This window comes from Stappia sp. 28M-7, from assembly GCF_014252955.1.
Classification (GTDB): Bacteria; Pseudomonadota; Alphaproteobacteria; order Rhizobiales; family Stappiaceae; genus Stappia.
Genome location: NZ_JACMIA010000001.1, coordinates 2683902 through 2705485 on the forward strand (window position 1 = coordinate 2683902; position 21584 = coordinate 2705485).

At 66.0% G+C, this 21584-nt stretch carries 23 protein-coding genes and 2 tRNA genes; 7 read left to right on the forward strand and 18 right to left on the reverse strand.

Annotated elements, in window-relative coordinates; all coding sequences use genetic code 11:
- Window positions 1-45: 45 nt before the first annotated feature.
- The 4 genes from H7H34_RS11780 to H7H34_RS11795 form a co-directional block, all read right to left on the reverse strand.
- Window positions 46-846 carry an amino acid ABC transporter ATP-binding protein gene (locus tag H7H34_RS11780; RefSeq protein ID WP_120267742.1) on the reverse strand — a complete coding sequence of 267 codons (801 nt, stop codon included), beginning with the start codon at window positions 844-846 and terminating at the stop codon, window positions 46-48.
- Between the two features lie 44 nt (window positions 847-890).
- Complete coding sequence (locus H7H34_RS11785) at window positions 891-2192, reverse strand: amino acid ABC transporter permease (protein ID WP_185925291.1); 1302 nt, start codon at window positions 2190-2192, stop codon at window positions 891-893.
- Between the two features lie 4 nt (window positions 2193-2196).
- A complete protein-coding gene (locus tag H7H34_RS11790; protein WP_120267741.1) occupies window positions 2197-3399 on the reverse strand; it encodes an amino acid ABC transporter permease in 1203 nt (400 codons plus the stop codon).
- A 192-nt stretch (window positions 3400-3591) separates the two neighbouring features.
- On the reverse strand, window positions 3592-4608 hold the full coding sequence (locus tag H7H34_RS11795) for an amino acid ABC transporter substrate-binding protein (RefSeq protein ID WP_120267740.1): 1017 nt from the start codon (window positions 4606-4608) through the stop codon (window positions 3592-3594).
- 298 nt (window positions 4609-4906) lie between these two features.
- Here H7H34_RS11795 and metC point away from each other — a divergent pair, with 298 nt between their 5' ends.
- Complete coding sequence (gene metC, locus H7H34_RS11800) at window positions 4907-6085, forward strand: cystathionine beta-lyase (RefSeq protein WP_185925292.1); 1179 nt, start codon at window positions 4907-4909, stop codon at window positions 6083-6085.
- Window positions 6086-6109: 24 nt separating this feature from the next.
- Here metC and H7H34_RS11805 read toward each other — a convergent pair whose 3' ends face one another.
- Entirely contained in the window at window positions 6110-7639 is a 1530-nt protein-coding gene (locus H7H34_RS11805) for an ArnT family glycosyltransferase (protein WP_185925293.1), read from the reverse strand.
- A gap of 177 nt (window positions 7640-7816) precedes the next feature.
- On the opposite strand from H7H34_RS11805, the gene H7H34_RS11810 reads away from it, so the two are divergent.
- A complete protein-coding gene (locus H7H34_RS11810; RefSeq protein WP_120267737.1) occupies window positions 7817-8638 on the forward strand; it encodes a phosphodiesterase in 822 nt (273 codons plus the stop codon).
- 258 nt (window positions 8639-8896) lie between these two features.
- Window positions 8897-11074, forward strand: coding sequence for a putative bifunctional diguanylate cyclase/phosphodiesterase (locus H7H34_RS11815; RefSeq protein WP_185925294.1), 2178 nt, complete (start codon window positions 8897-8899; stop codon window positions 11072-11074).
- Window positions 11075-11133: 59 nt separating this feature from the next.
- Here H7H34_RS11815 and H7H34_RS11820 read toward each other — a convergent pair whose 3' ends face one another.
- Window positions 11134-12543 carry a methyl-accepting chemotaxis protein gene (locus tag H7H34_RS11820; protein WP_185925295.1) on the reverse strand — a complete coding sequence of 470 codons (1410 nt, stop codon included), beginning with the start codon at window positions 12541-12543 and terminating at the stop codon, window positions 11134-11136.
- A 303-nt stretch (window positions 12544-12846) separates the two neighbouring features.
- Entirely contained in the window at window positions 12847-13860 is a 1014-nt protein-coding gene (locus tag H7H34_RS11825) for a 1-aminocyclopropane-1-carboxylate deaminase (protein ID WP_120267734.1), read from the reverse strand.
- 161 nt (window positions 13861-14021) lie between these two features.
- Between H7H34_RS11825 and H7H34_RS11830 the strand changes: the two genes are divergently transcribed.
- Window positions 14022-14501 (forward strand): Lrp/AsnC family transcriptional regulator, encoded by a 480-nt coding sequence (locus tag H7H34_RS11830; RefSeq protein ID WP_185925296.1) that lies wholly within the window; start codon window positions 14022-14024, stop codon window positions 14499-14501.
- A gap of 18 nt (window positions 14502-14519) precedes the next feature.
- Here the strand turns inward: H7H34_RS11830 and H7H34_RS11835 are convergent, their stop codons facing one another.
- The 4 genes from H7H34_RS11835 to H7H34_RS11850 form a co-directional block, all read right to left on the reverse strand.
- Entirely contained in the window at window positions 14520-14684 is a 165-nt protein-coding gene (locus tag H7H34_RS11835) for a DUF3309 family protein (protein WP_120267733.1), read from the reverse strand.
- Window positions 14685-14765: 81 nt separating this feature from the next.
- A complete protein-coding gene (locus tag H7H34_RS11840) occupies window positions 14766-14909 on the reverse strand; it encodes a hypothetical protein (protein ID WP_185925297.1) in 144 nt (47 codons plus the stop codon).
- A 48-nt stretch (window positions 14910-14957) separates the two neighbouring features.
- The gene (locus H7H34_RS11845; protein ID WP_120268339.1) at window positions 14958-15131 is read right to left on the reverse strand and encodes a CsbD family protein; all 174 of its coding nucleotides are present in this window, start codon (window positions 15129-15131) and stop codon (window positions 14958-14960) included.
- Window positions 15132-15307: 176 nt separating this feature from the next.
- On the reverse strand, window positions 15308-15517 hold the full coding sequence (locus H7H34_RS11850) for a hypothetical protein (RefSeq protein ID WP_209006207.1): 210 nt from the start codon (window positions 15515-15517) through the stop codon (window positions 15308-15310).
- A gap of 176 nt (window positions 15518-15693) precedes the next feature.
- Here H7H34_RS11850 and H7H34_RS11855 point away from each other — a divergent pair, with 176 nt between their 5' ends.
- The gene (locus tag H7H34_RS11855) at window positions 15694-16428 is read left to right on the forward strand and encodes a Crp/Fnr family transcriptional regulator (RefSeq protein WP_185925298.1); all 735 of its coding nucleotides are present in this window, start codon (window positions 15694-15696) and stop codon (window positions 16426-16428) included.
- A 63-nt stretch (window positions 16429-16491) separates the two neighbouring features.
- On the opposite strand, the gene H7H34_RS11860 is transcribed toward H7H34_RS11855, so the two are convergent.
- The 3 genes from H7H34_RS11860 to H7H34_RS11870 all read right to left on the reverse strand — a co-directional run bounded on the left by H7H34_RS11860 (window position 16492) and on the right by H7H34_RS11870 (window position 17373).
- Window positions 16492-16680, reverse strand: coding sequence for a hypothetical protein (locus H7H34_RS11860; protein ID WP_120267730.1), 189 nt, complete (start codon window positions 16678-16680; stop codon window positions 16492-16494).
- A 280-nt stretch (window positions 16681-16960) separates the two neighbouring features.
- Window positions 16961-17036: transfer RNA gene (locus H7H34_RS11865), tRNA-Arg, on the reverse strand.
- 31 nt (window positions 17037-17067) lie between these two features.
- Window positions 17068-17373 (reverse strand): ETC complex I subunit, encoded by a 306-nt coding sequence (locus H7H34_RS11870; RefSeq protein ID WP_120267729.1) that lies wholly within the window; start codon window positions 17371-17373, stop codon window positions 17068-17070.
- A 264-nt stretch (window positions 17374-17637) separates the two neighbouring features.
- On the opposite strand from H7H34_RS11870, the gene H7H34_RS11875 reads away from it, so the two are divergent.
- Window positions 17638-17714: transfer RNA gene (locus H7H34_RS11875), tRNA-Pro, on the forward strand.
- A 117-nt stretch (window positions 17715-17831) separates the two neighbouring features.
- Here the strand turns inward: H7H34_RS11875 and H7H34_RS11880 are convergent.
- From H7H34_RS11880 to H7H34_RS11895, 4 genes are all read right to left on the reverse strand, one after another.
- On the reverse strand, window positions 17832-18791 hold the full coding sequence (locus H7H34_RS11880; RefSeq protein WP_185925299.1) for a GGDEF domain-containing protein: 960 nt from the start codon (window positions 18789-18791) through the stop codon (window positions 17832-17834).
- Window positions 18775-19299, reverse strand: a complete 525-nt coding sequence (locus H7H34_RS11885) for a methanogen output domain 1-containing protein (RefSeq protein WP_120267727.1) — start codon at window positions 19297-19299, stop codon at window positions 18775-18777. Before H7H34_RS11885 ends, H7H34_RS11880 begins: the two co-directional genes overlap by 17 nt.
- A gap of 225 nt (window positions 19300-19524) precedes the next feature.
- Window positions 19525-20073, reverse strand: coding sequence for a DUF192 domain-containing protein (locus tag H7H34_RS11890; protein ID WP_245165057.1), 549 nt, complete (start codon window positions 20071-20073; stop codon window positions 19525-19527).
- Between the two features lie 94 nt (window positions 20074-20167).
- Window positions 20168-20752 (reverse strand): cold-shock protein, encoded by a 585-nt coding sequence (locus H7H34_RS11895; protein WP_120267726.1) that lies wholly within the window; start codon window positions 20750-20752, stop codon window positions 20168-20170.
- A gap of 383 nt (window positions 20753-21135) precedes the next feature.
- Here H7H34_RS11895 and gloA point away from each other — a divergent pair, with 383 nt between their 5' ends.
- Entirely contained in the window at window positions 21136-21576 is a 441-nt protein-coding gene (gloA, locus tag H7H34_RS11900; RefSeq protein WP_185925300.1) for a lactoylglutathione lyase, read from the forward strand.
- Window positions 21577-21584: the final 8 nt, after the last annotated feature.

Below are 21584 nucleotides of genomic sequence, written 5' to 3' on the forward strand. Positions count from 1 at the left end.
GCGAGCGGCCTGCGCTGCCCCCCCGACAGCGCGGCCCACCCCGCCTCAGTGCAGGATCTGGCTGAGGAACAGCTTTGTCCGCTCGTGCTGCGGATTCGTGAAGAAGGGTTCCGGCTCGTTCTGCTCGACGATCTGGCCGGCATCCATGAAGATGACGCGGTTGGCGACCTGACGCGCGAAGCCCATCTCGTGGGTGACGCAGAGCATGGTCATGCCCTCTTCCGCCAGGCTCACCATCACGTCGAGCACTTCCTTGATCATCTCCGGGTCGAGCGCCGAGGTCGGCTCGTCGAACAGCATGATCTTCGGGCTCATGCACAGCGAGCGGGCGATCGCCACGCGCTGCTGCTGGCCTCCCGACAGCTGGCCCGGATATTTCTTCGCCTGCTCGGGGATCTTGACCCGCTCCAGGTAGTGCATGGCGATTTCCTCGGCCTTGGCCTTGGGCATCTTGCGCACCCAGATCGGCGCCAGCGTGCAGTTCTCCAGGATTGTCAGATGCGGGAAGAGGTTGAAGTGCTGGAAGCACATGCCGACCTCGCGGCGGATCTCGTCGATCTTCTTCAAATCGTCGGTCAGCTCGATCCCGTCCACCACGATGGAGCCCTTCTGGTGCTCCTCCAAGCGGTTGATGCAGCGGATCATGGTCGACTTGCCGGACCCGGACGGGCCGCAGATGACGATCCGCTCGCCGCGCATCACCTTCAGGTTGATGTCGCGCAGCACGTGGAAATCGCCGTACCACTTGTTCATGTTGGTGATTTCGATGGCGACGTCGGTCTCCGACACCGTCATCCGGCTGCGGTTAGGGATGGTGTCCGCGGCATCGGCAGCATGTTCACTCATGGGTCAGCTCCAAACGTTGTGTCGGCTTCGCGGGGCCGCGCGCATCAGCGCGCGTGCCCCCGGTGCAGGCGGCGCTCCATGTAGATGGAGTAGCGCGACATGCCGAAGCAGAAGATCCAGAAGACGAAAGCGGCAAAGACGAAGCCCGTCGCCGGCGTGTTGGGCGAGGCCCAGTTCGCGTCGGAGAAGTTCAGCGAGACGATGCCGAGCAGGTCGAACAGGCCGATGATCAGCACCAGGCTCGTGTCCTTGAACAGGCCGATGAAGGTGTTGACGATGCCCGGAATGACCAGCTTCAGCGCCTGCGGCATGATGATGAGGCCGATGCCCTGCCAGAACGACAGGCCCATGGCATCGGCCGCCTCGTACTGGCCCTTGGGGATCGCCTGCAGGCCGCCGCGCACCACCTCTGCCATGTAGGCGGAGGCGAACAGGGCGACGCCGATCAGCGCCCGCAGCAGCTTGTCGAAGTTGACGCCGTCGGGAAGAAACAGCGGCAGCATCACCGACGACATGAACAGCACGGTGATCAGCGGCACGCCGCGCCAGAACTCGATGAAGATCACCGAGACCAGCTTCACCGCCGGCAGCTTCGACCGCCGTCCCAGCGCCAGCAGGATGCCGAGCGGGAACGAGGCGACGATGCCGACGATGGCGACCACCAGCGTCACCAGCAGGCCGCCCCACAGCTGCGTCTCCACCGGCCTCAGGCCGAAGTCGAACGAGACGACCGCGAACACCGCCGCCAGCGCCAGGAACATCGCCGCCACGACCTTGAGCGGCGCGGCCAGCGCGATGCCCGCATTGCTGCAGATCAGCCCGGTGATGGCGAGCGCGATCGCGGCCAGGATCGCAAGGCCGATCCAGAACGTGCCCGACAGTTCGATATTGCCGCCGGTCAGCAGGATGAAGCCGGCAATCGGGAAGACGATGAGCAGATAGAGCACTGTCTCGCGCTTGAACGGCACCCGCGGGATCGCCGCCGGTACCAGACCGGCGATCAGCAACAGGCCGGTGAGATCCACCCGCCAGCGCTCCGGATCGGGATAGCGGCCGTACATGAACTGGCCGAACTTGGCATAGACGAAGGCCCAGCAGGCCCCTGCCCCTTCCACGACGCAGGCGTCGCGGCTGGTGCCGGTCCACACCGCGTCGATGAACAGCCAGTTGATCGTCGGCGGCAGGATCAGGGCCAGCATGGCGATGCCGACCACGGTCATGATGGCATTGCCGACACTGTCGAACAGGTTCTGGCGGACCCAGCCGATCACGCCGGTCTCGGAGACGGGCGGCGCCATGCGCGGCGCCTCGTCGGTTCGCACATAGGCGATTTTCGACACGCTCATGGCCCTACCTCTCCACCAGCGCCATGCGCGAGTTGTACCAGTTCATGAAGCCCGAGGTGAGCAGTGACAGGGTCAGGTAGACCAGCATGGTGATGATGATCACCTCGACCGCCTGGCCGGTCTGGTTCAGCACCGTGCCGGCGAACACCGCGACAAGGTCCGGATAGCCGATGGCCACCGCCAGCGAGGAGTTCTTGGTCAGGTTGAGATACTGGCTGGTCAGCGGCGGGATGATCACCCGCATCGCCTGCGGGATGATGACCAGCTGCAGCGTCCGCCGCGGTCTCAGGCCGAGCGAATAGGCCGCCTCCGTCTGGCCGTGCGAGACGGCAAGGATCCCCGCGCGCACGATCTCGGCGATGAAGGCCGCGGTGTAGAGCGCAAGTCCCAGCAGCAGGGCCATGAATTCCGGGATGACGACGACGCCGCCGCGGAAGTTGAAGCCGGCCAGCTCCGCATAGGCCAGATCGACCGGCATGCCGGTGACCAGGAAGACCAGCAGTGGCAGGCCGATGATCAGGGCGAGCCCGACGAGAACGCTGGGGAACTGGCGTCCCGTCTCCTGCTGGCGCTTGCGCGCCCAGCGGGAAATGCCGATCGACGTTGCGACCGCCGCAAGCAGCGCCCACAGGATCGCCGAGGAGCCCGGCTGGCCGATCACCTCGGGAAGGATCAGGCCGCGATTGTTGAGATAGACCCCCGACACCGGCTCCAGAGACTGGCGCGGCGAGGGCAGCACGGACAGCACCGCCTTGTACCAGAACAGCAGCTGCAGCAGCAGCGGGATGTTGCGCAGCAGCTCTACATACCAGGTGGCGATCTGGCGGATCAGGAAGTTCTTCGACAGCCGCGCGATGCCCACGACGAAGCCGAGCACCGTCGCGATGACGACGCCAATCGACGCCACCAGCAGGGTGTTCAACAGCCCCACGATGAAGGCGCGAAAATAGGTGCTGTCATTGGTGTAGGAAACAAGGGACTGGGAGACATCGAAGCCGGCGCGCTCGGACAGGAATCCGAGGCCGGAGGCGATTCCCGCCCGTTCCAGGTTGATCTTCGCGTTGTACGCGAAGAAGGCAAGCATCCCCAGGAGGAAGGCGACGACCAGCACCTGGAAGACAATGCCGCGCACGCGCGGATTGTAGAACCAGGATGTGCCGGATCCGCCGCCCGCTTGCTCGCGCTCGGCAGAGCTTGCAGGTGTCATGTCAGACAGGTTCCCCTCGCCGGTTCGCTGTTTTCAGCGTTACCCGATATCCGCTGATTGCAGCGTAACCCGTAAGTGACTGGCCCGTTCGGGCCCGTCCGGCCCGGTTTTCCGGACTCGGTCGATTGTCGTTTCAGCGTCATTTCAAAAAGACCCGGCGCGGAGGCCGCGCCGGGTCCGGGTGAGGCTGTCTTAGCGGATCGGCGGCGCGTACTGCAGGCCGCCCTTCGACCACAGCGCGTTCACGCCGCGGGCGATGCCCAGCGGGGTGTCCGGACCGACGGTCTTGTCGAAGACTTCGCCGTAGTTGCCCACGTGCTTGATGACGCGGGCCGCCCAGTCGTTGCTGAGGCCGATGGACTCGCCGAACGTGCCTTCGACGCCGAGGAGGCGGCGGATGTTCGGGTTGTCGGAGCCCTTCATCTCCTCGACGTTGGCCGAGGTCACGCCCAGCTCTTCAGCGTTGAGCATGGCGTAGTGGACCCACTTGACCAGGTTGAACCACTGGTCGTCGCCCTGGCGCACTGCGGGGCCGAGCGGCTCCTTGGAGATGATCTCCGGCAGCACGATGTGGTCGGCCGGGTTGGTCAGCTGCAGACGGATCGAGTACAGGCCCGAGGCGTCGGTCGTGTAGACGTCGCAACGGTTGGCGTCGTAGGCGGCGTTCACCTCCTCGAGCTTCTCGAACACGACCGGGTTGTACTCCATGCCGTTGGCCTTGAAGTAGTCGGTCAGGTTCAGCTCGGTGGTGGTGCCGGTCTGCACGCAGACCGAGGCGCCGGACAGCTCGAGCGCCGAGGAGACGCCCAGCGACTTGCGGACCATGAAGCCCTGGCCGTCATAGTAGTTGACGCCGGTGAAATTCAGGCCAAGGGTCGTGTCGCGGCTCATCGTCCAGGTGGTGTTGCGCACCAGCACGTCGACTTCGCCGGTCTGCAGCGCGGTGAAACGCTCCTTGGCGGTCAGCGGGGTGAACTTCACCGCGGTGGCATCGTCGAAGATCGCGGCCGCGATGGCGCGGCACATGGAGACGTCGAGGCCGGTCCACTCGCCCTTGTCGTCCGGAGCCGCAAAACCGGCCAGGCCGGTGTTGGAGCCGCACTGCAGGAAACCCTTCGCCTTGACGTCGTCGAGCGTCGCGGCGGAAGCGGCGGTGGCCGTCAGGCCGAGCGCCGCGCCGAGCACGATCGGAAGCAATTTATGCGTCATGGATATGCAGCCTTCTCTTTTGCCCTGTCTATTCTGGGTTTTTTCGAGATCACGCGTGCGGGAATCAGGATGCGGCCATGATGCGCCTGCAAAAAGCAGTATCGGCACAGAAAACCCCCTCCCGGCATTTCCGCGGCCCTTCTTGTTTTCTGGCCGTCGGAGATGCCACCGTCATCTCATGAGTGCATTCGATGGCATTTATCGCTAAGGGTCAAGTACCCGACGCACCGTAAGGTACGATTTGCGAAAAATTTTTCGCTAACTGAAAATCCAGTCAACTCACCGCGAAAGGTACTGCATGTCTGCCTCCCAGTCGAACCGCGCCCGGGGTCTTGCAACGAAACTCACCCATGCCGGACGCAAGCCCGAGGAGTTCCACGGATTCGTCAATCCGCCCGTGGTTCACGCCTCCACGGTGCTGTTTCCGGACTGTGCGACGATGCTCTCCGGCGGCCAGACCTATCACTATGCCCGGCGCGGCAATCCGACGACCGATGCGCTGGAAGAGGCGCTGGCCGAACTGGAAGGCGCGGCCGGCGTGCGCCTTGCCGCCTCGGGCCTGAACGCCGTCTCCGTGGCGCTGCTGTCGTGCCTGTCCTCCGGCGACCATGTGCTGATCACCGACAGCGCCTATGGACCCACGCGCCATTTCGCCGAGACCACCTTGAAGCGGCTGGGTGTTGCGGTCGACTACTACGATCCCGCGCTCGGCGCCGGCATCGAGGCGCTGTTCCGGCCCAACACCCGCGCGGTCATGACCGAGGCGCCCGGCTCCCTCACCTTCGAGATGCAGGACATCCCGGCCATCGCCAGGGTCGCCCATGCGCATGACGCTCTGGTCGTCATGGACAACACCTGGGCAACGCCCTGCTTCTTCGACGCAATCGGCCACGGCGTCGACCTGTCGGTGCAGGCCGGCACCAAGTATCTGATCGGCCATTCCGACGCCATGCTCGGCACGGTCGCGGCCAGCGAGCGGGCCTGGCCGGGCCTGAAGGAGACCCACGGCGCGCTCGGCATGCATGTGGGGCCGGACGACGTCTATCTGGCCCTGCGCGGCCTGCGCACGCTGGATGTGCGCCTGCGCCGCCACATGCAGAACGCGCTGGAGATCGCCCGCTGGCTGGAGGAGCGGCCCGAGGTCGCCCGCGTACGCCATCCGGGCCTGGAGAGCGATCCGGGCCACACCATCTGGAAGCGGGATTTCACCGGCGCCTGCGGCCTCTTCGCCTTCGACTTCGTCGACAGCATCACCGAGACGCAGAGCTACGCCTTCCTCGACGCGCTGCAGCTGTTCGGCCTCGGCTATTCCTGGGGCGGCTTCGAGAGCCTGGCGATCCCCGTGCGGCTCAAGGGCGCGCGCACCGCGACCCCGATGCCGACCGGCGGCCCCAGCGTGCGCCTGCATATCGGTCTTGAGGACACCGCCGATATCCGCGCGGACCTGGAAGCCGGCTTTGCCGCGCTGAAGGGCTGAGACACACGCCGGTCCGGCGCAGCGTTACAGCGCTGTGCCGGACGCGGCAGGCTCCGAAGCCTCGGACTGGGAACCGGCGGGCTCGGACACTGCCGGAGCAGGCACTGAAGACGGCGCCACCGACGGCAAGGTGAAGATCCACACGGCGGCCGACAGCAGGATGCCCGCTCCCAGCGCCGGCATCAGGGCGGCGGCGGCCTCGCCGCGCGCCAGCCGCCGCAGCGCCGAAAGCCCTGGCACCAGCGCCAGCAGCCCGATCACCGCCCCCGGCGGCGAAGGCCAGGATCCCGTCAGCGGGCCGGCCGCAAGGGTTGCCGCCACCAGCCCCAGGAACGGCACGGCAAAGAGGCCAGCCGCACCATAGCGCAGGATGCGACCCGGACGGCGCGGCGCGCTGCCTTCCTCCCCGCTCGTGCGCGACAGCAGCAGCGCGGCAAGGCCGGCCAGCGCCGGCACCAGCGGCAGGGCATGCTGCGGCGCCTTGACCGGCAGCAGCTCGATCAGCAGCCAGTACGGCACCAGGCAGCACAGGAAGAACACGACCTGCGGCGTGCGAGTGCTGCGCAAGAACATCGGCAGGCCCAGCAGGGCAAAGGCCGGCAGCGGCCAGAAGGTTGCCAGCGACAGCAGCAGATGGGCGAGCGGCGGAGCGCCGATGCCCTGCCCGGCGAAGGGCGCACCGAGGCCCGCGCCCCCGAGGAGCCCGGCAAGGAGCGTCAGGCTCCCGCCCGACAGGATGCCGCCCTCGCCCCGCAGTGCGCTGGCGACACACCAGGGCAGCACGATCACGGCAAGGATCGCCAGGCCCGCCAGCGGCATCAGGCGGGAAAGCCAGCGCAGGTCCCGCGCGGCAAGGCAGAGAGCCGCCACGCTCAGCCCGATGACGACCGGCCCGCTCGCCCCGCCCGCCAGCACCGAGACCGCAAGCCCGGTCCAGAAGACGGCCGCGAGGCTCCGTGACGCGAAACGGCCCGGCGAGGACGTGCCGGGCAGACGCGAGAGCCAGATCCGCGCCAGCGCGCCCTGCATGGCAAGGATCGCGGCCAGCAGCACCGCATCCGGACCGGCGAGGCGGGCAGCACCGCCCAGCAACAGCGCGGCCGCCGTCAGCGCCCCGGCCAGCAGCGCCGGCGGCGGCGCGACGAAGGCACGCGCGCACCAGTAGCTCAGCAGCACGGCCAGAACGGCGCCGGCCAGGGAAGGCAGGCGGAAGATCCAGAGCGGGGCGTCCGCCCCCTGCCCGCTCACTGTCGCACTCAGGGCCTGCAGCAAGGGCAGGCCCGGCGGCACAAGGCGATCGCTTCCGTCGCGCAGCCGCGTGTCGACGAGATCGCCGCTCGCCAGCATGTGCCGCGTGGTCTCGATCAGCTGCGCCTCGCCGGTGCCGGGCGGCGGCGCCACCGTCAGCCCCGGCAGGTAGAGCGCAAGGGCGAGCAGCAGCAAGGCCAGCGGCGCCAGCCCCCGATGCCCCAGCAATCGCAGCCAGCGCGCGCCGGGTCCGGAAAACCGGACCTCGAAACTGCCTGTGGATTGCCGCGCCTGTGTATCCGTCATGTCAAGATCGCCTGCTACTGCGCTCACGTCGCCTGTCCCTGCGTTTCCTACAGGAGCGCGGGACAAAGGGGAACCGGAGGCCGCGGCCAGGCCGATTCCGCCCCTCGCGCGAAGCCCGGACATCCGCTAAATCGGAAAGATGCGCTTGCCGCAGCCGACCTTTCCAGGGAGACCTTGATGACACTGATCGCCCAGATCACAGACCTGCACGTACGCCCCAGCGGGACGGCGTGCTACCGCGTCAGCGAGACCAACATGCTCGCCTATCGTGCGGTCGAGGCGCTGAATGCGCTCGATCCGCAGCCCGATGCCGTGATCATCACCGGCGATCTGGCCGACACGCCGGACCCGCGCGAATACGGCGGCGTCCAGCGCCTCGTCTCCTTGATCAAGGCTCCGGTCTATGTGCTTCCGGGCAATCACGATTCGGCGACGATGATGCGCGAGATGCTGATCGGCGTCGGGCCGATCAACGAGGGCGAGAACGGCAAGATGCACTACGCCGTCGATATCGGCGATGTGCGCCTGATCGCGCTCGACAGCTCCGTGCCCGACGCCCCGCACGGGTTGCTCGGCGAGGCCCAGCTCGCCTGGCTCGACGCGACGCTCGCCGCCAGCACCCGGCCGACGCTCATCGCCCTGCACCATCCGCCGGCACTCACCGGCATTGCGCATATGGACACGATCGGCCTTGCCGACGCGGCCGCCTTCTCCCAGGTCGTCTCCCGCCACACCCATGTGCGCCGCGTGATGTGCGGCCATGTGCACCGGGCGATCATCGCCTCGGTCGGCCACACGGTCATGACCCTGTGCCCCAGCACCGCCCATCAGGTGCATCTCGACTTCGTCGACCGCGGCACCGGCCACTTCATCATGGAGCCGCCGGCCTTCTTCCTGCACCACTACGCGCCGACGAGCGACGTGGTCAGCCACCTTGCCTATGTCGAGCGCTTCCCCGGGCCGTTCCCCTTCTTCGCCGACGAGGGCGTAAGCTTCTGACGTTCCGAAAAGGCCGCCGCGCACGTCCTGCGCGGCGGCCGCTTGCATTTTCTCGCAAAACGTTCAGTCTGGACTTCCACGTATACCAACGAGTCATGTCCAAGTAGACGAAGCCACTTTTTTCAATTTTCATAACCCGTCTACTGGACCTCAACGCGTGTTACGCGAACAGGGTGGCCGACGCCCCCAAGGGTGCGAAGGACGCCCCGGCATTCGGCCGGAATTTCCGGCGCGGGCCAAAGCAGCCGGAAAAGACCTGTGGCAACCACATCGGCGAAACCGGAACTGAACAGGCGGAGTGCCGCGAGAGCGAGAGCGCTCGACAGCCCTGCGGGACGGCTGATCCTGGCCAATCCGCCGCCCTTCTGCGTCATGCGCGTGTCTCGCAACTCGCCCCACGAGCGCTTTCGGATCAATTACATCAGCGAGGGGTGCCAGGCCGTATGGGGCTTGGCCGACACCGAGATCGCCGGCGACCTGCGGGTGCTTTGGGGGCGGATCCATCTCGACGACCTGCCTCATCTCAGCGACCGGCTGCGGACCGCCGGACGCGCATACCGGGACTGGACGGCGACCTTCCGCATCCGCAGCCTCGAGGGCGATGCGGCGGCGAGGACACCGCGGGGCCGGAAGGAGATCTGGGCGGTCGCCCGCGGCCTGCCCTGCCCGGACCTGCCGGGCGATACCTGGAGCATCATCGTCACCGACATGACCGCGCAGGTCCAGGCCTATGCCGACCTGCAGGCCAGCGAGGCCCGCTTCCGCGCCCTGGCGGAGAACATTCCCGGCGCGGTGTTCCGCTACCGCCTGCGCGCCGACGGTGCCCATGAGATCTTCGACATGACGCCGGGCAGCGTCGCCATCTGGGAGCTGCCGGTGAGCGAGATCGGCAACGACCCCACCCCCATCTGGCAGATGATCCATCCCGAGGACATACCGCCGATGCTGGAATCGGTGCAGGAATCGGCCCGCACCCTGCAGCCCTGGCATTACATCTGGCGTCTGACCACGCCGTCGGGCCGCTTCAAGTGGCTGGAAGGACGCGGCCTGCCGCGGCGCGAGGAAAACGGCGACACCGTCTGGCACAGCGTCATCATCGACGTCACCGTGCAGCGCAAGAAGGACGAGGAAATCCGCCGCCTTGCCGACCGCGACGAGCTCACCGGCCTTGCCAACAGGGCCCTGCTGCGCGGTCGCCTCGACGAGGCCCTGCGCCAGCGTCTTGCCGATGGCGGTCGCGGCGCGCTGATCCTGCTCGATCTCGACCATTTCAAGGACATCAACGACACGCTCGGCCACGATGCCGGCGACATCTTCCTGCGCGCCACCGCCGAGCGGCTGACCGAGAGCGTCTGCCACGAGGACATCGTCGCGCGGATCGGCGGCGACGAGTTCGTCGCCGTGCTGCCGGAGATCGCCAGCGAGGAAGCGGTGCTGGCCACCATCGGCCGTATCGCCGCGCGCCTGTGCGACGAGGTGCATATCGAGGAGCATGCCCTGTCGAGCAGCGTCTCCATGGGCATCGTCTTCTTCCCCCGCGACGGGCAGACGCCGAACACCCTGCTCAAGCATGCCGACATCGCCCTGTTCGAGGCCAAGGCGGCCGGTCGCCAGACCCACGTCTTCTTCTCCCCCGCCTTGCGGGAGGTGCGCGAGCGCCGCCGCGTCCTGGCCGAGGCGCTGCGCACGGCGATTGCCGCCGATGCGCTGTCGATTGCCTTCCAGCCGATCGTCGAGGCCAGCAGCAACACCCACAAGGGATTCGAGGCGCTGGCCCGCTGGACGCTGGACGGCCAGCCGATCTCGCCGGCCGAGTTCATTCCCCTTGCCGAGGAGACGGGCCTCGCCGTGCCGCTGGGCAAGGTGCTGCTGGCCCGCAGCCTCAGCCTTGCCCGCAAGCTGGCGCAAACCGGCATCGACCCCGGGACCATTTCGGTAAACGTCTCGGCCGCCCAGCTGCGCGAGCCGGACTTCGCCGCGACCGTCGCCGCCATGCTCGAGGAGCACGGCCTGTCGCCGACGCAATTGGAGGTCGAGGTCACGGAAACGGTCGTCTTCGGCCGCTTCGCGGAGCAAATCGCGCTCACCTTGCGCGAGCTGCGCCGGCTCGGCATCCGCATCGCGCTTGACGATTTCGGCACCGGCTATGCCTCGCTCGCCCATCTCAAGCGTCTTCAGGTCGACCGGCTGAAGATCGACCAGTCCTTCGTGCGCGATATCGAAACCGACCCCGACGATGCGGTGATCGTGCGCACCGTGATCGGCCTTGCCAAGGCGCTCGGCATGGATGTCGTGGCCGAAGGCATCGAGACGCACGAGCAGCTGGACTTCCTGCGCCGGTTCGGCTGCGACCTGGCACAGGGCTATCTCTTCGGCCGGCCGACCACCCGCGAGGAAGACCTCGTCACCTATCTGAACAACACCGAGAAAGTGTGAGGCCCGCAAAGGCAAGGGCCGGCGCGAGGTGCCGGCCCTTCTATCGTGCTAGCTGACGGCTAGCGGGCAAGGACGGTCGCCGCCTCGCGCGTGCGCTTGAAGGCGCTGTCGATCTGGGTGACAGCCGCGCCGATATCGGTGATCGAGCTGGAAATGTCGCCGACCGCACCGGCAACCTCGTGCATGCTCTGCGACATGCCGCTGGTCACCACGCTCTGTTCCTCGACCGCCGAGGCCGCAGCCGCCACCTGCGAGAACAGCGTGTCGACCGCCCCGCGGATGTTCTCCAGCATGGTGGCCACATCGTCGGTGATCGCCTGCACGCCGTCGATTTCGCGGGTGATCTGGTCCGTCGCCTTGGCCGCCTCGATGGTCGCGTTGAGCGCCAGCAGGTTGATCTGACCGGCAATGTCCTGGATCAGGCTGACGATACCGCCCATCGCCGTTGCCGCCCCCACCAGTTTCCCGGTCGCGGCCTCCGCCTCGCGGGCATGGGACGCCGCACTTTCCGTTGCTATGCGCGAGCGCGACATGTTCTGCGAGATCTCGGCGATGGACGAGGCCAGCTCTTCCGCGCTGGCGGCCAGCATCTGCACGTTGTCGGAGGTCTTGCCGACCGCCCCGGCCACCGTTTCGGCCCGCTGGTCGGACTTCGACAGGGCGGTCTCCACCTCGACGAAGTTCTCATCGATCATCTTGCGCAGGTTGGCCAGCAGCTGCATCTGCGCCGTGATGTCGGTGGCGAACTTGACCACCTTGTAGGGCACCCCGTCCGGCGTCAGGATCGGATTGTAGGAGGCCTCGATCCACACTTCCTTGCCGCCCTTGCCCAGGCGGCGGAACTGGCCGGCCTGGAACTCGCCGCGCCGCAGCCGGTCCCAGAAATCGCGGTACTCGGAGCTCTTGGCATAGGCCGCATCGACGAACATGCGGTGATGGCGACCGCGGATCTCATCGAGGCTGTAACCGACGGTCGACAGGAAATTCTCGTTCGCATCCAGGATGTTGCCGTCGAGATCGAAGGCGATGACGGCGCTGACCTTGCCGATCGCCGCCACCTGGCCCTTCATCTCCGCATGCTCTTTCGTCCGCTCGGTGATGTCGGAGGCAAACTTGACGATCTTGTAGACCTTGCCCGCACGATCGAGGATCGGGTTGTAGGACGCCTCGATCCAGACCTCGCTGCCGTCCTTGGCATAGCGCTTGAACTGGCCGGCCTGGAACTCGCCGCGCCGCAGCCTTTCCCAGAAGGACGTATAGTCGGAGCTGTTGGCCACCGCCTTGCCGACGAACATCGCGTGGTGGCGGCCGCGGACCTCATCGATCGTATAACCGAGTGCTGAGAGGAAGTTCGCGTTGGCGTCGAGAATGGTACCGTCGGGCGAAAACTCTATGCGGGCCTGCGACCTGTCCAGCGCGCTGGCAATGGCGTCGCAATCTGACTGCCGGCGGCGACCTGAAAGAAACATGAATCCTCCTTACACCCCCGAAGGATGGTCCTGAAATACTTATACCCCTCCCATTCCCGGCCGTTGCTTATTTCCGGCGCACCACAACCTTAGGGAAAAATCGGTGAAAACTGAGTTAATTTGAATTTACGTTGCGGAACAATAGTTTGCTTATTTCACTAAAATACCCGCCGAGATGATTGCACAAGAAACCATCATTTCCGACCGGAAAGCAGACTCAAAAAGGGCGCAAGGTTTCCCTCGCGCCCCTCTCAATACTGTCCGCACCCTGCGTCAACCTGCAGGATTTACCAATACGGCAGATCAGCCGTTGCGGAAGGTGTAGCCGTAGCCGTTCAGGGCCGGCGCGCCGCCCAGATGCGCGTAGAGCACCTTGGAGCCTTCCGGGAAATAGCCCTTCTTGACCAGGTCGATCATGCCCTGCATCGACTTGCCCTCGTAGACCGGGTCGGTGATCATGCCCTCGAGGCGCGCGCACAGGCGGATCGCCTCCTTGGTCTCGTCCGACGGCACGCCGTAGACCGGGTACGCGTAGTCTTCCACCAGCACCACGTCGTCCTTCTCGATCGGCCGGCCGAGCTCGACCAGCTCCGCCGTGCGCGTGGCGATCTCGTGCACCTGGTCGCGGGTCTGCTCCGGCGTTGCCGAGGCGTCGATGCCGATGACATTGCGCGCGCGGCCGTCCTTGGCAAAGCCCACCAGCATGCCGGCATGGGTGGAGCCGGTCACGGTGCACACGACGATGTAGTCGAACTTGTAGCCGAGCGCCTCTTCCTGCGCCCGCACTTCCTCGGCGAAGCCGACATAGCCGAGACCGCCATACTTGTGCACCGAGGCGCCGGCCGGAATCGGATAGGGCTTGCCGCCGGAGGCCTCGACCTCGGCGATCGCGTCTTCCCAGCTACGGCGGATGCCGATGTCGAAGCCTTCGTCGACCAGGCGCACATCGGCGCCCATGATGCGGCTCAGCATGATGTTGCCGACCCGGTCGTAAACCGCGTCCTCGTGCGGCACCCAGCTTTCCTGCACCAGGCGGCACTTGAAGCCGATCTTCGCCGCGACGGCCGCGATCATGCGCGTGTGGTTGGACTGCACGCCGCCGATGGAAACGAGCGTATCGGCGCCGGAGGCGATGGCATCCGGCACGATGTACTCCAGCTTGCGCAGCTTGTTGCCGCCGAAGGCGAGGCCCGAGTTGCAGTCCTCGCGCTTGGCATGGATCTCGACCTTGCCGCCCAGATGCTGGGTCAGCCGCTCCAGCTTCTCGATGGGGGTGGGACCGAAGGTCAGCGGATAGCGTTCGAATTTCTCAAGCATGCCTGTCCTCGCCGGTAAGCGCCTCTTGGGGCCTTGTGGAACCGGCGAAAAAGCTAGCAATCGACGAATGAAATGTGCTCTCTAATTTGGCGTCCGAATTTCCCTTCTGCGCTCATGAACACCTCCATAAGCCCTCTCTTCTTCCGATAAACAGGCCTGAAATGAAAGAACCTTCCAGAGAGGATCGCCTCGACCGCATCGACCTGAAGATCCTCAAGCTGTTGCAGGAGGATGGCCGGCTGACCAACGCGGAACTGGCGCAGCGCACCAACACCTCGCCGGCCACCTGCCACCGCCGCACCCAGCGGCTTTTCGCGGAGGGCTATATCAGCGGCGTGCGGGCGATGGTGGCGCCGGACAAGGTCGGGCGCGGCTCGCTGGTCATGGTCGGCGTGGTGCTGGACCGCTCGACACCGGAGAGCTTCCGCGAGTTCGAGGAGGCGGCGCGCAAGCTCGCCTTCGTACTCGACTGCCACCTGGTTGCCGGCGACTTCGACTACATGCTGAAGATTCGCGTGCGCGACATGGCCGACTTCAACCGCCTGCACGGCGACAAGCTGCTCGCCCTGCCCGGCACGCGCCAGACCCGCACCTTCTTCGTCATCCGGGAAGTGATCGACAACGCTTTGCTGGAGTTTTGAGGCGCGACGGGCGCGCTGTCAGAGCCGGCCGAGCAACATCAGGATGACCACGATCAGCAGGATCGTGCCGAGCACACCCACGCCGGCATGGCCGAAGCCGTAGCCGTACCCTCCGAAGCGCCCGCTGAACCCGCCGAGAAGGAAGATGACGAGTATGATGATGAGGATTGTGCTGAGGGACATGGCATTTTCTCCTTGGCAGGGAACGCTCGCCCGCCATACGCGGCTCACGCCTGAAGGGTCCGGGGCGGACGGCGCGCCGTTTCAGTTGCCGTCGATGGTCAGGCCGCGCCTGTCGATGCTGATGTCGATGCCGCTCCGGCCCTCCTCCAGGGCGAGATAGGTAGCACCGGTGGCCACCACCGCGACGAGCACCCCGATCACCAGGAGGAGGCCTTGTCGGGTCATTGGACGCTCGCCGATGAGGTTTTGGAACCGGCGCATCGGCCGCGTTCCCTACGCGTCACGAAGCGTATCCTTGATGCTGCCGAGGGTGTTCTGGATGCTCCCCTCGACCTTGTCGGCCTCCCCTTCCGAGCGCAGCTTGGCATCGCCGAAAGCCTTCCCGGCGACGACCTTGAGCTTGCCCTTGACGACCTTTGCCGACCCGATCACGCGATCCTTGTCCATGGCCTTGTCCCCTTCGACCGAAAACGCCCCGAACATCGTTCGGGCAACACCCGTCAGCTAGCCGGTTTTCTGTCCTCTGCGCACTGACGCAGGTTAGTGCGCCCGCCCGCGCCGCTCGAAAGCCGAGGGCCGGCAGGCACCTGCGCGCTCCGGCCGCCTCGACGGATGCGGCTTGCTTATGGGCGCCGGACGGAGTTGCCGCCGGCAATGATCCGGTTGATCAACTCGGCGGCGGCCTGGTGCGCTTCCCGGTCCCCTTCCGGGGCAACGGCATTCTCGTGCGCCGCTGCGGCATCGCGCAAAATGCCGAGGATCTCCGCCTCGGGAAGGAGATTGTGATCGTTGAGGGCGAGCAGGAGCGCCTCGCAGATCGACAGTGCGGCCATCCCCGAGTAGTCTGAATGAGGGGGTATCGACAGGATCCTTTCCGGCGGCGAGTGATCGGTCACGACAGAATTTCGCTGCCGGACACGACTCTACGGGCAAGCACGGATCGCCGGACTGATCGAAAGCAGCTGTCGTTCCGGCTTTCCCTCGATCCTCCAAGGGACGGCCGAAGTTCATGAACACGAGGCACGCATCCCCGCTCGCCCGAAAGCTCTCGGCCTTTGTCGCCCTTTCGCAGGCCGAGCTCGAGATGCTGGAGCGTCTGCACGAACGTCGTCGGACCTTCGCCGCGGGGCGCGATCTCGTGCACCAGGGGCAGTCCGATCAGGCCGCCTACATCCTCTCCTCGGGCTGGGTCTGTTCGTACAAGATCCAGACGGACGGAACGCGTCAGATCGTCGACTTCCAGATACCGGGGGATTTCCTGGGGCTGCGCAGCGTCCTGCTGCGCACCTCGGATCACAGCTTCGAGCCGATCATGGAGATCCACGCCGCCGAAGTTCTGGTGAGCGACCTTCTGGAGGCCTTCGCGCAGACACCCCGCCTGGCGACGGCCATTCTCTGGGCCGCCTCGCGGGACGAGGCGATGGTGGTCGAGCATCTCGTGGGCATCGGGCGCCGCGACGCGGAAGCCCGGATGGCGCATTTCCTGCTCGAACTGCATGCGCGGCTGGCGCTGGTCGGGATGGGCACCAGGGACGGCTACCCCTGCCCACTCACCCAGTATCACCTCGCCGACGCCCTGGGCCTGAGTGCGGTGCATGTGAACCGCGTCCTGCGCAAGCTGCGTGATAGCGGGCTCGTCACCTTCCGCGATGGCCATGTGACATTCGACGACTACGGCGCTCTGGTGGCCTTCGCGGAGTTCGACCCGATGTATCTGGACCAGGGCGGCCCGCTGCTGAAATGAACAAGACCGCCCGCCGTCGAACGGCGGGCGACCCGGCAGTCACGTCAGCTCAGACAGCACGTATCACCCAAGGGCGCGGGTCGTCGCGTCGAGTTCCTTCATCGCATCGGCGTGGTTGTTCGCCGTCTGCGCGGTCTCGGCAGCCTTGTAGTGCTTGAAAGCCGCATCCTTCTTCGGGCCTGCCGGGGCCTTGTCCCAGGCAGCCTTGACGGAGGTCATCTTCTCGGTGACGTTGTTGCGGTCGGGTGTCATGAAATGTCCCTTTCTGGACCATCCGGGAAGCTGAAAGCGCCAGGACAGCGCGGTTCCGTGAAGGAGCCTCGCCACAAGTGCTTTCGCGTTTTCCGGAAGTGCGTGCCACCGGTCATCCGGCGGGCACGTCCACACTCAATCGCAATATCGGCTCCGGCGCACTGACGCAGGTTAGCCCTGCCCGGTTTTGCGCGCAGCCAACGACCGGACCCGGATGCGCACGGCATCCCATGCCCTGCATGTGCGGGGGAAGGACAGGTTTGGCCGTACAAGGGAAAAATGGCGACCCCGGCAGGATTCGAACCTGCGACCATCGGCTTAGAAGGCCGGTGCTCTATCCACTGAGCTACGGGGCCGTTCCGGCGCGCGCGGCGCGAGGATCGCGGCTCAATGCGTCCAGGGCATGAAGCGATCGAAACGGAAATTGTCCGAATAAGCGATCTTCGGCACGCGGCGCGAGCGCGGCTGCTCCACCCGATAGGCGATGCCGTTCTTGCGGGCGTAGGCTTCCGCCTCTTCCTGCGTCTCGAAGCGCAGGCGCAACTGCTGCTTCATGTCGGTGGAGGACGTGTAGCCCATCAGCGGCTCGATCGTGCGCGCCTGCTCCGGCTCGAACTCCAGCACCCAGTCATGGGTCTTGCCGCGCCCCGACTGCGTTGCCGTCTTCGCCGGGGAATAGATGCGTGCGACCATCGTGCAGTGCCCCTCTTGCGGTTGCCTTGCGTCTCGTTGCGACCCGCTGGGCGAAAAGCGGCGCAGGATTGCTGCCGCGCTTTCGGTCCATTCGTCGCGTTCAGTCGGTTATTCATTGGTTCGGCGCGCGAAGTCAACTCGGCAAAATGCCTGCCCGCCCGGCTTTTCCCGCCGCTATCGCCGCCGGCGGCCAGGGGGTGGGCATCCGTGGTTCAGCCTTGACGCCCCATCCCAACCCCGATACACCGCAGAAATTCTCCAAGTCGGGGTATAGCGCAGCCTGGTAGCGCATCTGCTTTGGGAGCAGAGGGTCGCAGGTTCGAATCCTGCTGCCCCGACCATTTTTCTTTTCTGCTTTCGGCTTAAGCCTTGGGAAACAGCCCCTTATGGGGCTTTCCTGAAGTCTCGCGCGAACTCCCGGCCCACCGGAAATTCTCAGGCGCGGGGGCGCCCTCGCCTCAGGCGCGGCGGCTTTGCCGCTTCATGCCATACATGCCGGCCTCGGCATTGCGCAGCACGCTCTCGAACGACATGTCCGTCTCCTGCACGGTGAACACGCCGATGGAGGCGGAAGCCGTCAGCAGGCAGCTGTGGTCCGCGTCCGGCGGGTTCCAGTGCATCGGCTGGCGGATGCGGTCGGAGATCTCGTGCATCCTGTCGGCGATGTCGGCGGCCTGCGCATCGGCAAAACCGATCATGAACTCGTCGCCGCCCATCCGCCCGATGATGTCGCCGCTCCGCACGGCCCGCTTCAGGATATGGGCGATAGCGCGGATCACCATGTCGCCGGCCAGATGGCCGAAGCGGTCGTTGACCTGCTTGAAATTGTCGAGATCGAGATAGGCGAAGGTGACGCAGGAGATGCCGGCGCCGATCTCCGCGATCATCCGCCCTGCCTGCAGGCGGAATTCCACCGGGTTGAGCAGGCCGGTCATGCGGTCGGTGGCGGAGAGCTGGCGCAGTCTCTTGGCTTCCTCGTGCAGCTGGCGCTGCTGCTGCAGGCTGTCGGCCAGACGCTCGCGGTGGTCCGCCACTTCCTGGGAAACGGCCAGGAACCGCGCCGCCAGCGACTTTGCCTGGTCGTATTGCAGCATGGCCAGCACTTCCCCGCCGGGGCCGCTCACCCCGAGCCGCCAGCCGGAAAACGTCAGATTGGTCCCGTCTGCTGCCTGCAGGCCGATAAAGGCGGGCGTCGTCGAGCGGAAGGCCCGGCCGACGCGCTCCAGCACCTCTTCTCGCGGCAGGTCGGTCAGGGCGCAGACGCCGTCCGCCTCCAGCCGGTCGAACTGCCGCAGCGCCTGCCGGTTGGCCAGTCGCACACGGCCGCTTTCGTCGAAGACCAGCGTCGCGCGCGGCATGTTGTCCAGCGCGACCCGCATGCCCTCCATCAAGAGGGTCGCGTCAGGCAAAGAACTCATGACCGTCATCGCCGCCCTCCCCTCGTTTCAAGGCCACGCGGACCCGGCAGCAGCCGTGGCCGGTGGCGATCGCCTCCTCGACGCGGACCCGCGCATAGCCCCTGGCCTGCGACACGATCCGCCCGAACACGGTCGCGGTCATCATGCAGAGCGAGGGCCGGCCGACCACCTTCTCCGCGAAGGGGCAGTCGCCGTTCACCAGGACGATCTCGTCCTCGCTCAGGCTGGCGATCTCGAAGCTGGCGCCGATCCGGGCCTTCAGGTCGACGAGAATCGCCGCAACCGCTTCCAGATCCGCCACCTCGCCGCCCAGTGCCGTGCGGTACTGCTGGGACAGGTCGTCGCCGATCCGCGTGCCCACCACGCTGACGAAGGCGGATGCGTCCTCCCGGCCGATCACCTCCTCCATGGTGCCGGCCAGGGCTCCGATCACATTGCGGAAGAAGCCGGCCTGATCCAGGTCGACCTTGCAATTCCCGACAGTGGCCGACACACCGCTCCCAGCCATCACCCTGCCCTCAACGCCGCGCCCCTTTGCGCAATGGCACGAGTACCCGCGTGACGGGATCATGCCGGAACGAATCATAAATTGATTCGATCAAGGTGATTCGCACCATAAGCGGAAAAAATTGCGAATGCGGCCCCCAGGCAGGGCCGGATCAGCCGAAATCACGCTGCAATAACGGGGGGATCACGGACAAATACCGGACTTGACAGCCCGGAGCGCCATCGATCAGGGCGCGGCGGCGCGGATTGTCGGGCTGTCGACCCGGTCGCCCGGCGCAATGCCGAGCGCGGCGCTGGTTCCGGCCGGCACTTCCAGCACGAAGCGCACCACCGCGTTGGAGGGCACCAGCGCCTCCGACAGGGGCACCGTGTTTTCGGCGATGCTGGCGATGTGCCCGTCTTTCCTGATGAAGATCATGTCGAGCGGAATCAGCGTGTTCTTCATCCAGAACACCACCTCCCGATCGGCGTGATAGTCGAACAGCATGCCCGCATCGGCGGCGAGGTTCTCGTAGAACATCAGCCCGCGAGCCCGCGATTCCGCCGTATCGGCGATCTCCACCGAGAAGTCGTGCACCTTGCCGCCGGCGGTGGTGATGCTCAGCGCCTCGCGCTTGAGGCCGGTCTGCGGCGCGCCGCGCTCCTGCGCCGCCGCCGGAAAGGCGAGCAGCAGGGCTGCCGCGAGCGACAGGCACAGCACGGCGAAGACGGCCAGCGCGTAGAGAGAGCTGGAGCGGCGGGCAGGAGGACCGGCGGTGATCATCATGGTGGGCATCGGTCGGTCCTGCACAAGCGACACTCTCAGGTCCATGCGGTCGGAACGGGATCCTCGCCGGACAGGGATGTCGCGACGATGCCCGCCGGGCCGCTTAGTGGGAGGACGGGATGTGAACGCCTTCGCCGTCGGGCCGGATCTCGGCCGCCATGCGTCCCTTCGGGCCCTGGCCGAAGCGCACCATCACGGTCTGGCCGGGGCGCAGCTCGGTGATGCCGAAGCGCCGCAGCGTCTCCATGTGCACGAAGATGTCTTCCGTGCCTTCGCCCTGGGTCAGGAAGCCGAAGCCCTTCACCCGGTTGAACCACTTGACGACCGCCGGCTCGTATCCGCCTTCCGGCGTCACCTGCACATGAGTGCGCGACGGCGGCAGCTGCGAGGGGTGCACGGCGGTGGATTCGTCCATCGACAGCACGCGGAAGGCCTGCAGCCCCCGAGAGCCCGGCGTCACCTCGCAGACGATGCGCGCGCCCTCGTAGGCGGTGCGAAACCCGTCGCGCCGCAGGCAGGTCACATGCAGGAGAATGTCGGGCTGCCCGTCATCGGGCACGATGAAACCGTAGCCCTTGGCCACGTCGAACCATTTGATCGAGCCCGCGACGACCGTCAGATCGATCCCGGGATCTTCCGATCCCGTATCACGCGAGGCCACAACCGGCTTTGCCCCCAAGTCCTTCATAGTCCCGCCTCTGATACGCCGTAAGCTGGATCCGTGAGTGCACAACCGGAAAACCACCGATTCCGCAAGACCAAGGATAGCATCCCACGTCCCTGGAACCAGTGCATTTTGCGAAAAAGTGCCATGGTTACCCTTGTGCAACAGTTTCTCCGGCTCAGCGCGATTCGCAAGCCTTCAGCGACCGCTGCGTGCGCGAAAGATCGCAGGCCTCCATTGAAGTCGCCGCGCAAGGCCATATTCTCTGCGGCGGAACCCGGCGCCGGGCGCGTCGTTTCCCAACCGGGCGCCCCGCGCGTCGTTTCTTTCTGCGACCCCATTTTCGGCCTCCGTCCTGCCGGGGCGGCCGGCCGCCACGAAGCACCGCACAGCACGAAGAGGTATTCATGCGCTACCTGCACACCATGGTCCGTGTCCGCGACATCGACGAGTCGCTCGACTTCTACTGCAACAAGATGGGCATGCAGGAAGTGCGCCGGCTCGAAAGCGAGGCCGGCCGCTTCACGCTGATCTTCCTCGCCGCCTCCGAGGACGTTGAGGCCGTGAAGAACGGCCAGGCGCCGGCGCTGGAACTCACCTACAACTGGGATCCGGAAGACTATCAGGGCGGGCGCAATTTCGGCCATCTCGCCTATGAGGTCGACGACATCTACGAGACCTGCGCCAAGCTGCAGGCCGCCGGCGTCACCATCAACCGCCCGCCGCGCGACGGCCGCATGGCCTTCGTCCGCTCGCCCGACAACATCTCCATCGAGCTGTTGCAGAAGGGCGGCGCGCAGGAGCCGCAGGAGCCCTGGGCCTCCATGGGCAACACCGGCAGCTGGTAAGCCCCAGC